Raw genomic sequence first — 14,912 nt, forward strand, 5'->3', positions numbered from 1 at the left:
GCCCTGTCCTGGTGACGGGGCTTTTTTTTTAAGATCACAAGATCGCAGCCTCGTTTCACTCGACAGCTCCTACAGAGAGCGCATTCCAATGTAGGAGCTGTCGAGTGAAACGAGGCTGCGATCTTGTGATTTTCGTTAGCCTGCTTCCTTTTATTTCATGACCGCGCCATGATGCAGTTCTCCTACCGCCGCCCGCGAACGAGTCCTCATGTCTGCGCAGCAACTGCCCCCACAAAGCTCCGTGGCGATCACTCTGCAGATCGTCTCCATCGTCTTTTATACCTTTATTGCCTTCCTCTGCATCGGCCTGCCCATTGCGGTGTTGCCGGGGTATGTCCACGAACAGCTGGGTTTCAGCGCGATCATCGCGGGGCTGACCATCGGCTCGCAATACCTGGCCACCTTGCTCAGCCGCCCGATGGCCGGGCGCATGTCGGACAACATCGGTACCAAACGAGCGATTGTTTACGGCTTATCGGGGATTGTGTTGAGCGGCGTGCTGACGCTGATCTCAACGCTGCTGCAAAGCTTTCCGTTGCTGAGCCTGGTGATCCTGATCGCTGGCCGCTTGTTGCTGGGCGTTGCCCAAGGCTTGATCGGGGTCGGCACCATCAGTTGGTGCATGGGTCAGGTGGGCGCTGAACATACCGCGCGCTCGATCTCCTGGAACGGCATCGCCTCCTACGGCGCCATCGCCATTGGTGCGCCGCTGGGCGTGGTGATGGTCGGCGAGCTGGGGTTCACCAGTCTTGGGATCGCGCTGTCGGTGCTGGCGCTGGCGGCGCTGTTGCTAATCCGAAACAAACCCTCGGTGCCGGTGATTCGCGGCGAGCGCCTGCCGTTCTGGGCGGTGTTCGGGCGTATTGCGCCGTTCGGCGCGAGCCTGAGCCTCGCCTCCATTGGCTACGGCACCTTGACCACCTTTATTACCCTGTATTACGTCAGCCGTGGCTGGACCGGCGCAGCTTATTGCCTGACGGTGTTCGGTGTGTGTTTCATTCTGGCTCGACTGTTGTTCATCTCCAGCATCAGCCGTTTCGGTGGATTCACTTCGGCCATTGCCTGTATGTGCATTGAAACGGTGGGCCTGGTGTTGCTGTGGCTCGCGCCTTCGACTGGTTATGCACTGATCGGCGCAGGCCTGACCGGATTCGGTCTGTCACTGGTGTATCCGGCGCTGGGGGTCGAAGCGATCAAGCAAGTGCCCAACTCCAGTCGCGGGGCGGGACTGAGTGCTTACGCGGTGTTTTTCGATCTGGCGCTGGCGATTGCCGGGCCGTTGATGGGCGCGGTGGCGTTGAACCTGGGGTACACGTGGATTTTCTTCAGCGCGGCGCTGTTGTCGGTGACCGGACTCGGTTTGACCCTGTTACTGAAGCGCCGCGCAATGGCCTGATCGGCCGCGATCCTTGTAGGAGCTGTCGAGTGAAACGAGGCTGCGATCTTTTGATCTTGTTTTTTAAAAAATCAAAGTCAAAAGATCGCAGCCTCGTTTCACTCGACAGCTCCTACAGGAATGGTGTGAATTTCACTGGTCGGCGGTCTGCATTCCGGCCCGGGTCGGTTTGCCAAGCGCATGAGAGAAGAAACGCCCGGCTTCGGACACCATGTTGCGATGGATGTCTTTGCGATCGACGCCATCGGCATCGGTGCACAGTGCCGGCATGGCGAGGATTTGCTCTTCATTGCACGGCGCCAGGAATACAAAGTGCCCTGCCCCGGCCAGCAACTTGAAGTCCGGTGCAATCGGCAGTTTGCGCGCCAGGGCGGCGGCATTCTTGTCGAACGCCACCAGTTTGTCGCCGTCGCCACTGTATAGCAGCACCGGCACATGCACGTCGGCCAGGGTATGGCGGCCAAACTTCAGGCTCAGCGGTGCCATGAGCAGCAAGGCGCGAACCCGGGGATCAGCCACCGGCTGCAAGTCATCACGGTCGACAATCAATTCACCTTGGGTGTTGCAAGCATCGCGGTCGTCCGGGCGCTCCTGACAATAACGGCGCAGACGGTCCAGGTCTGGCGTGGCGCCGGACAGAATCAGCGCTGTCTCCCCACCCGCCGAATAACCGATCACACCGACCTGATCGGCATTGACGAAGGGCGCGAGCATACGATCGCCCAGCGTCGCGGTAATGGCTTCGGAAATCTGGATGGGCCGACCGTAAAGGTTACTTAAAGTACCGAGGCGGCTGTGGTCTTTGGAGTTGTCACCGGGATGGATTACCGCCACCACCACAAACCCTTTGCGTGCCAGCGACGTGGCAAGGTCGTGCAAGGCCAGCGGGGTTCCGGTGTTGCCGTGGGACAACATCAGCATCGGGAAACGACCGATGGCGACTCGGGTGTCTTCGCCCGCTTCAACCGTGTAGCCCTCGAGGATGCTGGAGTGCTCCTTGTCACTGGAGGGGTAGAAGGCGATGGCGCGCATCGGCTGCAAGTCCAGAGGGTCGAGAAAGCTCATCTCATGGAAGCCGACGCTCCAGCGAGGCTGCGGCACAGGCGCGGCGTGCACTGAATTCAGGCTGCTGAGCAGGCAAATCAGTAAAGCTGCACAAAGACGCACCATGGGAGGCTCCACCTGGCTACTGACCGGGGACGTTAACCCTCGACTGCATAACTCGGGCCACTATTAATGAAAATCTGAAACAGCCAGAAACAAAAAACTCCGTATCTGACACTTGCGTGATCAGAATACAGAGTTTTTTGGATGTTGCTCGGGCTGTTTGATTTTCTTTACAGAAGCCTTACGCAGCGGCGAACAACTGCTCGCTGATTTGCGTGTGAGCGTCGCTCATGGCTTTGGTGCGGACTTCGTCACCGTAGGCAAGACCATGGGCGCGGACGAACTCGATGTCAGTGATGCCGATGAAGCCGAACAGCACCTTCAAGTACTCTTCGTGAGCAACACCAGTCGCCTGACCCGCATGCAGACCGCCGGAAGTCGATACGATCACGACTTTCTTGCCGCCGCACAGGCCTTCAGGGCCGGCTTCGGTGTAACGGAAGGTCTGACCGGCAACGGCGATGCGGTCGATCCAGGCCTTGAGTTGGGTCGGGATGGTGAAGTTGTACATCGGAGCTGCAATTACCACGGCATCGGCGGCGAGGAATTCGGCCAAGGTAGTGGCGCTCAGCTCGGCTTCGTGTTGCTGCGCAGCGTTGCGCAGTTCAGCAGTGGTACCGGCGGCAACCAGGGTGGTGGCGGAGAAATGGCTGATGGCATCGGCGGCCAGGTCGCGGTAGGTCACCACGGCAGTCGGCTCGGCGGTTTGCCAGGCTTTAACGACTTCGCTGCTCAGCTGACGGGAAGCCGAGTTGTCACCAAGAATGCTCGAATCGATATGCAGCAGTTTCATGTGGGATCTCCAGGTGAGGATCGCTACAAGGCGATCTGATGGAGAGAATCCTACAGGCGAAACCAATAGCTGATTAGACTGCAACAATGCGATAGTTCGTCCCACTGATAGAACAATCGAGCTCACACCATGCAAGACCTTAATGATCTCTACTATTTCGCCAAGGTGGTTGAAGCCGGTGGCTTCGCGGCGGCCGGGCGTTTGCTCGGGATTCCCAAGTCGCGGTTGTCGCGGCGCATCGCCGAGCTGGAAGAGCGTCTCGGCGCGCGCCTGCTGCAACGCACGACCCGACAATTGAAGTTGACCGCCGTGGGTGAACGCTACCTGCGGCACTGTCAGGCGATGCTGCTGGAAGCCGAGATGGCGGACGAAGCCGTCGCCAGCATGTCCAGTGAACCTCGCGGACGTTTGCGGGTGTCCTGCCCCGTCGGGCTGGCCCACGAAATTCTGCCGACAGTGATCAGCGATTTCCTTGAGAAGTATCCTCAGGTTCAACTGGAGGTCATGTTGCTCAACCGCCGCGTCGACCTGGTGACCGAGGGTGTCGATGTCGCGCTGCGGGTGCGTGAGTTGGGCGATGAGGATCCGCTGCTGGTCACCCGGCGTTTGCGCCAGGCGCAGATGGCAATGGTCGCCAGCCCCGCGTTTTTGCACGGACGTGAAATCAACCACCCCGAAGACCTGAAAAACCTGCCCGTGCTCGGCGCCCTGGAAGCTGACCGCCTGGTGCATATCCGCATGCTCGACCAACAGGGCAAAAGCTGCGATCTCACCCTCGAAGCGCGATTGGGCATCGACGATTTTATCGTGCGCAAGGCCTGCACCCTCGCCGGCCAGGGTTTTACCATGCTGCCGATGATGTATTGCGAGCAGGAACTGGAAAACGGCTCGTTGGTGCAGTTGCTGCCTGACTGGTCGTTGCCGGGCGGCTGGCTGCAAGCGGTCTACCCTCATCGGCGCGGGGTGATGCCGGCCGTACGCGCCTGGCTCGACCATTTGATTGAATCATTCAATGCCTGTGGGGACCGACTGATATGAAGGCAGGGCGTATGAGCGAAGAGGATGTCGCGCAATTCTGTCTCGCGCTGCCGGGTGCGCGGGAAGACTACAAATGGGGTGGCGTACGGGTGTTTTCGATTGCGGGGAACAAGATGTTCGCCTTGCAGAATCTGCGGGGCGAATCCCTGGCCTTCAAGGTCGACAAGGATTTGTTTCTCGGTCATTGCGACCGCCCGGGAATCCGCCCGGCGCCGTATCTGGCACGGGCTCAGTGGATCATCATGGAAACGCCCTACCCGTTGGGCCCTGAAGAGCTCCAAGGCTTGTTGCAGCGTTCCCATCAATTGGTGGTCAGCAAGTTGCCCAAGCGCACCCAGGTCGGACTGCTGCTTTAAAGCAGCGCGAACAGGTGGGCGCCGAGAAACAGCTGGTCGATCCAGAACACCTGATGCATCAGCACGATGATCCAGAACACCAACTGAAACGAGAGCTTTCGCGTCTTGTGCCGAAACACCTGTTGGGCCAGTAAGGCACCGGGCCAGCCGCCGGCGAGTTCCACCGCATGCAGCACGTTCTCGGGTGTGCGCCAATGGTCGGCGCGCGCCTTGCGCTTGTCGCTCCAGTACAGCAAGAACGCCAGCACGCTGACAATCCCGTACGCCCCAAGGGGGATCACCGAAACCCCGCGCAGCCACAACGACATCGAGCCGAACAGCGGCAGCACGCACAGGACCGCGAACACCAGCAGTTTCAGCCGTGGTTGCTGGATCTCTCCACCAGGCTTGCGTCCGGCCTTATTGCGCGCGCTGCCATCATTCATGGCTTGACCGCGGTCCAGTCGACCCAGCCGAACTGCCAGGTGGCCAGGATGACCAGGCCGAACGCGATGCGATACCAGGCAAACGCTGCGTAGCTGTGGCTGGCGATGAACTTGAGCAAGCCCTTGACGGCGATCATTGCAAAGATGAACGCAGTGACGAAGCCGATTGCGAACACCGGAAAATCCGACGGGACGAACAGGTGGCGGTATTTGTAGCCCGAGTAAACCGCCGCAGCGACCATGGTTGGCATCGCCAGAAAGAACGAAAACTCGGTAGCGGTCTTGCGCGACAGCCCGAACAACAAGCCACCAATGATCGTCGAGCCGGAGCGTGACGTCCCGGGAATCATCGCCAGACACTGGGCGAAGCCGACTTTCAGGGCGTCTTTCCACGTGATGTCATCAACGGTTTCGGCATGCACTTCATGCTGACGCTTTTCGGCCCACAACATGATGATCCCGCCCACAACCAACGCCGTCGCGACGGTGATCGGGTTGAACAGGTATTGGTGGATCAGGTCGGAAAAAATCACCCCCAGTACCACGGCCGGCATGAACGCAATCAGCAAGTTTGCAGTAAAACGGCGAGCGCCGGGCTGCGTTGGCAAACCGGTCACCACATCGATGATCTTGCGGCGGAACTCCCACACCACCGCCAGAATTGCCCCCAGCTGAATAATAATGTTGAAAGCGATGGCCCGCTCGCCACCGAAGTTGAGCAAGTCCGCGACAATGATCTGGTGCCCGGTACTGGAAATCGGCAAAAACTCCGTCAGCCCTTCTACAACCCCAAGAATCAATGCCGAAAAGGCAGTCCAAAGATCCATCAATCCCCCAAGAAGCCATGCGCCACGGCATGCCCCGTTAATAGTTTTTCAGAACGTTTACTGCGATCAGCCTAGCTGAAGTCCCGCGCGCACAGGATCCAGACGGAACCATAAAAATTCCGTGAAAAATCAACTTGGATTCAGGTTTTTCCGCGCGGGGCCGAAATCCTATCAGACAAGTCTCATTAACGCTGCCGCGTTATTGGACTTGGGTCGGATATGACCGATCGGCAAAGTGTGGTTGGATGCTGGCGATCATTTATTACAAGAAAAAGAAACCGGAGTGACAGCGTTATGAACAGCTTGCGCAGTATGTCGATCAGCCGGCGATTGTGGCTCATCTTGATCGTGGCAGTCCTGATGCTATTGACGTTGGGCGTCTTGATGCTCAAGCAGATTCACGATGACCTGTACCACGCCAAGGCTCAGAAAACCCAGCATGTGGTGCAAACCGCCAGTGGCATTCTGACCTATTACCACGACCTCGAAACTGCCGGCACCCTCACCCGCGAGGCTGCGCAGAAGCAGGCACTGAGCGCCGTTCGCGGTTTGCGCTATGACCAGAACGACTACTTCTGGATCAATGACCTGACGCCGGTGATGATCATGCACCCGGCCAACCCGAAACTCGATGGCCAGAACCTCTCGGCGATTCGCGACCCGGACGGTTTTGCCCTGTTTAACGAAATGGTCGCCGTCGCCAAGTCCAAGGGTGCCGGCACCGTCAACTATCGCTGGCCAAAACCGGGCGCCAGTGCACCGGTAGAAAAAACCTCCTACGTCAAACTGTTCGAACCCTGGGGCTGGGTGATCGGTTCGGGCGTGTACATCGATGACATGCAGGCCGAGTTCTATGGCCAGGTCTGGAAGGCCTCGTTCGTGGGGCTGGTGATCGCCCTGATCATGGCGCTGCTGGTCATCCTGATTGCCCGCAGCATCGTGCGTCCACTGCAGGAAACCGTGAACGCCATGGCCAACATCGCCAGCGGCGAGAGCGATCTGACCCGCAGCCTCGACACTCATGGCCAGGATGAAGTCACGCAACTGGCTCGCCACTTCAACGCCTTCACCGCCAAGCTGCGACTGGTGATCAGGGAACTGCAAGTCTCCGCCAGTGCCCTGGGACAGTCTTCCAGCGAACTGGGCAACGACGCCGCCCAGGCCCAGCAACGCAGTCAGCAACAGTCCCAGCAAATGGAACTGGTGGCCACGGCAATCAATGAAGTGACCTATGGCGTGCACGACGTTGCGAAAAACGCCGAGCACGCCGCCAGCGAAATGCGCGATGCCGAGTCTCAGGCGCAGCAAGGTCAGGTCAATATCGATGGCAGCCTGCAACAGATCGACAAGCTGTCGTCGACCATCGATCAGGCGGTGGAAGTGATTCGTACCCTGGCCGCCGAAAGCACGCAAATCGGCAGCGTCCTCGAAGTGATCCGCTCCATCGCCGAGCAAACCAACCTGCTGGCCCTCAACGCGGCCATCGAAGCCGCCCGGGCCGGCGAGCAAGGTCGGGGGTTTGCGGTGGTGGCCGATGAAGTGCGACTGCTGGCCCAGCGTACCCAGAAGTCCACGGCCGAGATCCAGTCGATGATCGAGCGCCTGCAAAGCCACTCCGAAGCGGCGGTCAAAGTGATCAGCGACAGCAGCCGTGCATCGCAGTTGACCATCGAGCAGGCCGGCCTGGCCGGTGCAAGCCTGAATGCCATTGCCCAGGCGCTGCGCAACCTCAACGGGTTGAACGCCTCCATCGCCAGCGCAACCTTGCAACAGGCGCATGTGGTCGAGGACATTAACCAGAACGTCACCCAGGCGGCCGGTTTGTCCCACAGCACGGCGCTGGCGGCCGAACAGTCGAGCGTGGCGAGCGTTCACCTGAAGGAATTGAGTGAGCAATTGAACGGGCTGCTCAAGCAGTTCCGGGTGTAACCCTTTTAAAAGACAAACAGAGGCCCCCTGTGGTGAGGGGATAAATCCCCTCGCCTCAGGGGGCCTCTATTCACAACAAGCCCTGCCTGCGCAATTAGGTACAATCGCCCCCTCTTCGACTTCCCCCAAGGAACCTCCATGTCCGGGCTTGAACTGTTTGCCGCTGCCCTCGGTGTCATTGCCGTCTGGTTGACGGTCAAACAGAACCCCTGGTGCTGGCCGATCGGTCTGGTCATGGTGCTGCTTTATAGCTGGATCTTTTTTGAGGTGAAGCTCTACTCAGACATGCTCCTGCAGGTGATCTACGCCGCATTGCAGCTCTATGGGTGGTGGCAGTGGACGCACGCGGGGTGCGCGCGCCATGGTCGGCAGGTCAGCCTGCTCGACGGCAAATCGGTCACTATCAGTCTGGTCATTGGAGCGGTCGGCAGTCTGTTGCTGGGCGCTGCCATGGCGAACTGGACCGATGCCGCACAACCCTGGCTCGATGCGGCACTGACTGGCTTCAGCCTGGTAGCGCAGGTATGGATGGCGCAAAAACGCGTTCAATGCTGGCCGCTGTGGTTCACCCTGGATGTGATTTTCGTCGGGCTGTTTATCTACAAAGACCTGTACCTGACCGCCGGGCTCTACGCGCTGTTCGCCCTGATTGCCGTGCAAGGCTGGCGGGAATGGCGGGCCGATCCGGCGTTGCGCACATGAAAGTCCTGGTACTCACAGGCCCCGAATCCAGCGGCAAGAGTTGGCTGGCAGCCGAGCTGCAACAGCATTTCGGCGGGGTCCTGGTAGACGAATATGTACGCTGGTTCATCGAACAAAACCCACGAGACACCTGCCTGGCCGACATTCCGGAAATCGCCCGAGGGCAGCTGAAATGGGAGGACGAGGCACGCGCCCGGCAGCCGCATTTGCTGATTCTCGACACTCACTTGCTGAGCAACATCCTCTGGAGCCAGACTTTGTTTGGCGCTTGCCCGACGTGGATCGAGCAAGCATTGCTGGCACGGCACTACGACCTGCATTTGCTGCTGAGCCCCGAAACAGTGGCCTGGCATGACGACGGGCAGCGTTGCCAGCCGCAACTGGCAGAGCGCCAGGCGTTTTTCCAGGCCAGCCGCCATTGGCTTGACCTGCACCGCCAGCCTTACCAGGTGTTGCAAGGTGATTGGCAACAACGCAAGAATGCAGCATTCGAGGCCGTGACGCGCTTGCTCAAGACCTGACAGCGGTACCGCGCCCTGCCGCAAACGTCCATTCCTGAAACACCCTCCCCTGCGCAAACCCGCGTGCTAAAGCGGCTCAAGCACTCCAGCAAGAAAATGTTAAGCCACTGATACAACCTGCCTTCAGCGCCCTTTAGCGAGCAATGCCGCCAGCATGAACGGCACTTTTGCGTGGCTCTGTCTCAGTGGCGTTACAAAATTTTTTTCCCGACCTCAACAATTAAAGCCAACCAACTGTTTTTAAAAGAAAAACGAAAACCGGCACACCTTCTGCTCTCTCCCTCCCAACGCTATAAGGGCCAGCGTTCCACTTACAGAAGGAATTGCCGCCGTGGGGAAACTTGAAAACAACTTCTATTGCCTCCTGCTGATCGGATGCGCACTGGGCTCAAGTGTTTGCCTGCCTGTACAAGCTGACAACGGCATCATCATTATCAAACGTGATGTCCAACCACGCATGGCAACCCGTGCGCCGGTGATTCCCGATCCTAGCCCCACGACTGCCAATGCCAACCCGTCCAAACAAATCCTCAGTCAAACGAACGAGTTGAGCGACGGCGACTTTGCCGGTGTCGCCAGTGGTGCAGGCATCTCCGGCATGATCACTCAAAACACCAACAACCTGGGCGGCAATATCAGCAACCAGACCCAGCTTTCCAACCTCCCCGCTGGACGTTCGGGAAATGCCGGCAACGGTATTGCCAACATGGTCAATTCAAGTGTCCAGCAAGGCCTGGGTGCTCTGAAAGTCATAACGGGAGACCGTTAAGATGAATCGTACGCTGCTGATTATCGCCATGTTTTGCAGTGCATCGACCTTTGCCCAATCTCCCGTCATCAACAACGCCGAAATCGACGGTTCGGGCACGCAGTACCAGGGCAACCTCGGGGTCAACCAGGCTGCCGGCGACCTACAGCAACAGGCTAACGCCCGGGCTATCGCCGTGGGCCATGGAGCCAGCGCGAACACACAGATTCGCCAACGGCTGCGTACGGTGGTCGACCCCAGGATCGATGCTCGATCCAGCATTCAAGGCAACTCCTTCAGCAACGGCACCGGCGTACTGGGCGTCAACCAGAGCGCGGGCGCCAGCAACCAGCAAGCCAATGCCCTGCGGATAAGCGTCAGCACACAGCCGCAAAGCATCGACGACAGCGTCCTCAGGCAACAGAACGTGACGCTGATCATCAACTCCGATCCAACTGACTCTGCACCAGGCTATCGCCAGGTCGCTACCAGCGATCAGGCCTTCACCGGTAGCCGTGGGGTGATCCAGTTGAACCAGAGCGCCGGGGTGGGAAACCGAACGGCCAATACCCTGAGCGTACGGGTCACGGATTGACCCAAACAGGTAGGTACAACACTTAACCTAAAATAAGTACGGAGAACCACCATGAAACCTTCGATGGCAATAAAACCTCTGGTTTTTGCAATCGCTGCGGTCTTGGCTGTTGCTGCACAAGCTGGACAGAACGATCGGCGTGGCCACCATAACGGTAGCCACCACACCCCTCCTCCAACAAGGATCTATACCGACGCGACCGCCACTGCGCACGACAGGCAGACCAGTACCGGCAACCGCATCTACAACGAAGGGACTGAAAACTCTGCCGAGATGAGCAGCTCTGCCTCAGGCGCGAGCGGCAACGTCGGCGTCAACGTGGCGGCAGGCGCCGGCAACCAACAAGACAACGCGGCCGCCATCGCAAACGCTGGTTCCACCTCCAGCCTCGATAACAGCTTCGTGTTCGGCAATGCCGACGCGAGCGCTCGAGTCACGCAATACAGCAACAACAACAAGGTGTGGAACTACGGCACCCAAAACTCTGCAGTTATGAGCGGATCGGCCGATGGCAGCAGCGGCAATATGGGGGTCAACATTGCTGGTGGCGACCTTAACCAACAGAAAAACACCATGGCAATTGCCAACTCCAACTCCCCGTTGGGTAACGCATCAGCCAGCGCTTCCGCCAATCAAAGCGGTCCTGGCCTGACAGTGAATAACAACGCTGATCGGACCTACCGCGTAGATACGATTACGGTTACCAAAACGGCCAGCGGTAGTTTCTCTAAAGATAAGTCGTTCGAAGTTAGCGGCAGTGAAAGCGCTTCGTCGAGCTGGGCCGCCGCCGGTGCCAAGAGCTCCAATTCCAGCGGTTCCCTTAGCGTTGATATAAGCGGTTCGAAGAGCAGCAATGCGAGCGGTTCCAACAGCAGTTCTGCGAGCGGTTCTAACAGCAGTTCTGCAAGCGGTTCCAACAGCAGCAGTGCAAGCGGTTCTTCGAGTGCGTCCTTGGATGCTTCCTTGAGCGCTACGTTGGACGCTGCTGCGGCGGCTTCCCATTCCACTACCGTCAATAATGGCAATGGCGATCGCACCCGCAGCAGGAGTTCCGATGCATCGCTTACCGCATCACTTGACGCAACGCTTAACGTATCGGTAGACAAATCGTTCGACAAATCGCGCGAATCCTCGTTCGACAGATCTCGTGACTCCTCGTACGACAGATCTCACGAATCCTCGTACGACAAATCGCGCGATTCCTCGTTCGAAAAATCGTTCGATAAGTCGTTCGAGAAATCGAACGCCTCCTCGTTCGAAAAATCGGGCAGCAAATCGTCCGAATCCGAGTTCGCTAAAGCGGGAAGCTTCAGTGAGAGCAGTTCATTTGATTTGAGCAACACCTATTCCTATCAAGTGCTGACTCCAACTGGCTGGGCCAACCCTGTGACCAACACTGCAACCCTGAGCGGTTCGGTGAATGGCGGCAGTGGCAACCTGGGCGTCAACGTGGCTGCCGGTGTGGGTAACCAACAAAGCAACTCGCTGTCCATTGCCAACCAGTCGTTCTAATTGTTGTCTCTTGAGGCCCCCTTATGGGGGCCTTTTTCAACACAACCAGAAGGCGTCCCACTATGCGCATTATCGCCTTGGCATTTTTGCTTTGCGTGGCCAGTGTGATCGAGGCTGCACAACTGCCGCTTTCCGTCCTGCCGGGTGGCGCGGTGGTGTATAAGCCGATCCAGAGCATACGCGAGCGTAAATTTGCCGACCTGGTGCAACAGAAAACCGACTTCAGTTGCGGCGCAGCTGCGCTGGCGACCGTATTGCGCCAAGCCTATTGGCTGGACGTGAACGAAGAACAAATCATCGAAGGCATGCTGGCACACTCCGATCAGGATCTTGTCCGCGTCCAGGGCTTTTCCATGCTCGACATGAAGCGCTATGTGGAAAGTATCGGCATGCGGGCCCGTGGCTACCGGGTAGCGACGGAAACGTTGAGCCAGATCAGAATTCCGGTGGTGGTACTCATGGATATCCGTGGCTACAAACATTTTGTGGTCATGCAAAGAGTCCATGAGGGCTGGGTCTATATCGGAGATCCGGTACTCGGTCATAAACGTTACAAAGTCGACGACTTTGTTAAAGGCTGGAACGGCATCATCTTTGCCGTCATCGGCCAGGGCTACGACAAAACCAATGCGTTGCTCACCCCCCCGCTACCACTGACCGCCAAGAACCGCATCAACACCTTCAGCCCGGTGCAAGACGCAGAGTTGATGGATTTCGGATTCATCCAAAGCGACTTCTTCTAATAACAAGGGAGCACGACGCTCCGGGAGCATTCCAATGAAGACTCCAATCTGGCTGGCCTTGGTTTGCCTGGCCGCCAGCCTGCCGACCCAGGCACAGACGTTCAAACCCATTGAACTGAATGATCAGGAACTGTCGATCCTGCGAGGCCGCTATGTCATGCCGGGACGGATCGTCAGTTTCGGCATTGTCATGACCAGCACTTGGCAAAATGCCAACGGTGAAGTGATCGGGGCAACTTCCTCGATGCAAATTCAACAATCGACCCTCCAGCCACAGTTCTATGTATCGATGATCGACGAAAAAGGTAATGGTTCGTCTAGTTCGCAAGGCACCGGTACCGTCACTGGCGGCAACGGCCTCAACAGTACCGAAGGCGTCACTCAAGTCGTGCGCGCCGCCGGCGACCATAACACTGCCTACAACAACGTTGATATCAACGTCACAAAAGCTAACCAGGCACCCACAACGCAACAGCAGGGCCAGGCACTGGCCGCAGGTCAGACGCTGGTCGGCGCCAATGGCGCGGGCTCGCTGAGCATTTCCTCGACCGGTACCGGTGTGCAACTCAACATCGTGGCCAACAACAACCAGGGCAGCACCGTACAACGCCTGGCCCAAGGTGGGCTGATGCAGAATACGACGTTGCTCGGCGGTGGTAACCAGGTCCGCAACCTCACGTCCCTCAATGTCGTACTGCGTGACAACGTTGCGACAACCGGGTCGCTGAACGGCAACCTGGACCAGCTTAAAGGTCTTCGCACTCAAGGATTCTGATCTACGCTCAGTCTCATCAGATGTACTCAGAAGGGACGGCTAACCCATGCACCGATCGTTAACGTTCAGAGCTATCGTTTGTTTGAGCAGCCTGGCCCCGGCAACACTGCTGTACGCAGCACCGGACCCCCAGGTCGAGATACTAAAACAAGAACTCATGGAGTTGAAACAGCGTTACGAAGCACAACAGAACGCGTTGATGGTACTCGAGCAACGCGTTCGCCAAGTCGAAGAAACACCGGCGCCACCGCCACCCAAACGCCTGACCAAATCCCCTGCCGAACCGACCAGGGGTGGCCAGACAGTGGCCGCCGGTGCGCCGGGAACCACAGGCAGTTCATATGGCCAATCGCTCAAGGATGATTCCGAACCTGCGCAAAGCGTTTCCAACCTGTATGACGAAGCCAGCGGCTTCTTCGGTGGCGGCAAGTTCAGTTTCGAAACCGGCCTGACCTACACGCACTACGATACCCGTGCGTTGGTACTTAACGGGTTCCTGGCACTGGACTCGATTTTCCTCGGCAACATCAACCTCGACCGCATCAAGGCCGACAACTGGACACTGGACCTGACCGCCCGCTACAACACGGGACAACGCTGGCAGTTCGACATTAACGTCCCCGTGGTTTATCGCGAATCAACGTACTCCTCCGGTGGCGCTGGTGGCGCAGGCCCGGTGACGTCGGACGCAACCGTTACTCGCGACCCGACCATCGGCGATGTGAACGTTGGCGTTGCTTACAAGTTCCTGGATGAGTCAGCCAATCTGCCCGACGCGGTCGTTACACTGCGCGTCAAGGCGCCGACCGGTGATGACCCTTACGGCATCAAGCTGGTCAATGATCCGTCCAACGATAACCTCTCGGTACCCGAGGACTTGCCTACGGGCAATGGTGTCTGGTCGATCACCCCGGGTATCTCGCTGGTCAAGACCTTCGACCCGGCCGTGCTGTTCGGCAGCCTGGCCTACACCTACAACATGCAAGACTCTTTCAGCGACATCAGCCCTCAGGTCAACTCAAAGGTGCCCGGGGACGTGAAACTGGGCGATTCCTGGCAGGTCGGCGCCGGCATTGCATTCGCCTTGAACGAGAAGATGAGTATGTCGTTCTCGTTCACCGATCAGTTCGCCCGCAAGAGCAAGATCAAGCCGGACGGCGGTGATTGGCAATCGATTACCAACAGCGATTACAACTCGGCCAACTTCAACATCGGCATGACCCTGGCAGCAACCAATAACCTGACAATCGTTCCCAACCTGTCCATCGGTCTGACCGACGACTCGCCAGACTTTTCCTTCAGCCTGAAATTCCCGTACTACTTCTAATCCACAACAACAAAGCCCCGCTGCGACTTCAATCCCGGCGGGGCTTTTTTTTGGTTCT

At 58.0% G+C, this 14,912-nt stretch carries 16 protein-coding genes; 12 read left to right on the forward strand and 4 right to left on the reverse strand.

The features are described from left to right. Positions 1-208 precede the first annotated feature (208 nt). Entirely contained in the window at positions 209-1,396 is a 1,188-nt protein-coding gene (locus tag VD17_RS18875) for an MFS transporter (protein ID WP_046055115.1), read from the forward strand. Positions 1,397-1,528: 132 nt separating this feature from the next. On the opposite strand, the gene VD17_RS18880 is transcribed toward VD17_RS18875, so the two are convergent. Together VD17_RS18880 and VD17_RS18885 are read right to left on the reverse strand one after the other, a co-directional pair. Further along, entirely contained in the window at positions 1,529-2,566 is a 1,038-nt protein-coding gene (locus VD17_RS18880) for an alpha/beta hydrolase family protein (protein ID WP_046055116.1), read from the reverse strand. Between the two features lie 178 nt (positions 2,567-2,744). Further along, the gene (locus VD17_RS18885) at positions 2,745-3,356 is read right to left on the reverse strand and encodes an FMN-dependent NADH-azoreductase (protein WP_046055117.1); all 612 of its coding nucleotides are present in this window, start codon (positions 3,354-3,356) and stop codon (positions 2,745-2,747) included. A gap of 129 nt (positions 3,357-3,485) precedes the next feature. On the opposite strand from VD17_RS18885, the gene VD17_RS18890 reads away from it, so the two are divergent. Beyond that, on the forward strand, positions 3,486-4,394 hold the full coding sequence (locus VD17_RS18890; protein WP_046055118.1) for a LysR substrate-binding domain-containing protein: 909 nt from the start codon (positions 3,486-3,488) through the stop codon (positions 4,392-4,394). After that, positions 4,391-4,750 (forward strand): MmcQ/YjbR family DNA-binding protein, encoded by a 360-nt coding sequence (locus VD17_RS18895; RefSeq protein ID WP_008149946.1) that lies wholly within the window; start codon positions 4,391-4,393, stop codon positions 4,748-4,750. Before VD17_RS18890 ends, VD17_RS18895 begins: the two co-directional genes overlap by 4 nt. Here VD17_RS18895 and VD17_RS18900 read toward each other — a convergent pair. After that, positions 4,747-5,175, reverse strand: coding sequence for a DUF1294 domain-containing protein (locus VD17_RS18900; protein WP_046055119.1), 429 nt, complete (start codon positions 5,173-5,175; stop codon positions 4,747-4,749). The genes VD17_RS18895 and VD17_RS18900 overlap by 4 nt on opposite strands. Further along, positions 5,172-6,002, reverse strand: a complete 831-nt coding sequence (locus tag VD17_RS18905; protein WP_046055120.1) for an undecaprenyl-diphosphate phosphatase — start codon at positions 6,000-6,002, stop codon at positions 5,172-5,174. The genes VD17_RS18900 and VD17_RS18905 overlap by 4 nt, the downstream gene beginning before the upstream one ends. Before the next feature lie 294 nt (positions 6,003-6,296). Here VD17_RS18905 and VD17_RS18910 point away from each other — a divergent pair, with 294 nt between their 5' ends. The 9 genes from VD17_RS18910 to VD17_RS18950 all read left to right on the forward strand — a co-directional run bounded on the left by VD17_RS18910 (position 6,297) and on the right by VD17_RS18950 (position 14,854). Further along, positions 6,297-7,931: a methyl-accepting chemotaxis protein gene (locus tag VD17_RS18910; RefSeq protein ID WP_046055121.1), complete on the forward strand. Its 1,635-nt coding sequence runs from the start codon at positions 6,297-6,299 to the stop codon at positions 7,929-7,931. Positions 7,932-8,069: 138 nt separating this feature from the next. Beyond that, the gene (gene pnuC / locus VD17_RS18915) at positions 8,070-8,633 is read left to right on the forward strand and encodes a nicotinamide riboside transporter PnuC (RefSeq protein WP_046055122.1); all 564 of its coding nucleotides are present in this window, start codon (positions 8,070-8,072) and stop codon (positions 8,631-8,633) included. Beyond that, positions 8,630-9,154 carry an AAA family ATPase gene (locus VD17_RS18920; protein WP_046055123.1) on the forward strand — a complete coding sequence of 175 codons (525 nt, stop codon included), beginning with the start codon at positions 8,630-8,632 and terminating at the stop codon, positions 9,152-9,154. Before pnuC ends, VD17_RS18920 begins: the two co-directional genes overlap by 4 nt. A 331-nt stretch (positions 9,155-9,485) precedes the next feature. After that, complete coding sequence (locus VD17_RS18925) at positions 9,486-9,923, forward strand: hypothetical protein (RefSeq protein ID WP_046055124.1); 438 nt, start codon at positions 9,486-9,488, stop codon at positions 9,921-9,923. Between the two features lies 1 nt (position 9,924). After that, positions 9,925-10,497: a hypothetical protein gene (locus tag VD17_RS18930; protein ID WP_046055125.1), complete on the forward strand. Its 573-nt coding sequence runs from the start codon at positions 9,925-9,927 to the stop codon at positions 10,495-10,497. A gap of 51 nt (positions 10,498-10,548) precedes the next feature. Further along, positions 10,549-12,009 (forward strand): hypothetical protein, encoded by a 1,461-nt coding sequence (locus tag VD17_RS18935; protein WP_046055126.1) that lies wholly within the window; start codon positions 10,549-10,551, stop codon positions 12,007-12,009. A gap of 62 nt (positions 12,010-12,071) precedes the next feature. Then, positions 12,072-12,752 (forward strand): C39 family peptidase, encoded by a 681-nt coding sequence (locus tag VD17_RS18940; protein WP_033055061.1) that lies wholly within the window; start codon positions 12,072-12,074, stop codon positions 12,750-12,752. A 34-nt stretch (positions 12,753-12,786) separates the two neighbouring features. Further along, complete coding sequence (locus VD17_RS18945) at positions 12,787-13,527, forward strand: hypothetical protein (RefSeq protein WP_046055127.1); 741 nt, start codon at positions 12,787-12,789, stop codon at positions 13,525-13,527. 46 nt (positions 13,528-13,573) lie between these two features. Further along, the gene (locus tag VD17_RS18950) at positions 13,574-14,854 is read left to right on the forward strand and encodes a transporter (protein WP_046055128.1); all 1,281 of its coding nucleotides are present in this window, start codon (positions 13,574-13,576) and stop codon (positions 14,852-14,854) included. The last annotated feature ends 58 nt before the right edge of the window (positions 14,855-14,912 follow it).

This window comes from Pseudomonas fluorescens (genome assembly GCF_000968015.1).
Classification (GTDB): domain Bacteria; phylum Pseudomonadota; class Gammaproteobacteria; order Pseudomonadales; family Pseudomonadaceae; genus Aquipseudomonas; species Aquipseudomonas fluorescens_W.

Bases quoted from the DNA above. Each gene is read 5' to 3' on its own strand.
- VD17_RS18875 (WP_046055115.1), top strand. From the start codon at position 209: ATGTCTGCGCAGCAACTGCCCCCACAAAGCTCCGTGGCGATCACTCTG.
- VD17_RS18880 (WP_046055116.1), bottom strand. From the start codon at position 2,566: ATGGTGCGTCTTTGTGCAGCTTTACTGATTTGCCTGCTCAGCAGCCTG.
- VD17_RS18885 (WP_046055117.1), bottom strand. From the start codon at position 3,356: ATGAAACTGCTGCATATCGATTCGAGCATTCTTGGTGACAACTCGGCT.
- VD17_RS18890 (WP_046055118.1), top strand. From the start codon at position 3,486: ATGCAAGACCTTAATGATCTCTACTATTTCGCCAAGGTGGTTGAAGCC.
- VD17_RS18895 (WP_008149946.1), top strand. From the start codon at position 4,391: ATGAAGGCAGGGCGTATGAGCGAAGAGGATGTCGCGCAATTCTGTCTC.
- VD17_RS18900 (WP_046055119.1), bottom strand. From the start codon at position 5,175: ATGAATGATGGCAGCGCGCGCAATAAGGCCGGACGCAAGCCTGGTGGA.
- VD17_RS18905 (WP_046055120.1), bottom strand. From the start codon at position 6,002: ATGGATCTTTGGACTGCCTTTTCGGCATTGATTCTTGGGGTTGTAGAA.
- VD17_RS18910 (WP_046055121.1), top strand. From the start codon at position 6,297: ATGAACAGCTTGCGCAGTATGTCGATCAGCCGGCGATTGTGGCTCATC.
- pnuC (WP_046055122.1), top strand. From the start codon at position 8,070: ATGTCCGGGCTTGAACTGTTTGCCGCTGCCCTCGGTGTCATTGCCGTC.
- VD17_RS18920 (WP_046055123.1), top strand. From the start codon at position 8,630: ATGAAAGTCCTGGTACTCACAGGCCCCGAATCCAGCGGCAAGAGTTGG.
- VD17_RS18930 (WP_046055125.1), top strand. From the start codon at position 9,925: ATGAATCGTACGCTGCTGATTATCGCCATGTTTTGCAGTGCATCGACC.
- VD17_RS18935 (WP_046055126.1), top strand. From the start codon at position 10,549: ATGAAACCTTCGATGGCAATAAAACCTCTGGTTTTTGCAATCGCTGCG.
- VD17_RS18940 (WP_033055061.1), top strand. From the start codon at position 12,072: ATGCGCATTATCGCCTTGGCATTTTTGCTTTGCGTGGCCAGTGTGATC.
- VD17_RS18945 (WP_046055127.1), top strand. From the start codon at position 12,787: ATGAAGACTCCAATCTGGCTGGCCTTGGTTTGCCTGGCCGCCAGCCTG.
- VD17_RS18950 (WP_046055128.1), top strand. From the start codon at position 13,574: ATGCACCGATCGTTAACGTTCAGAGCTATCGTTTGTTTGAGCAGCCTG.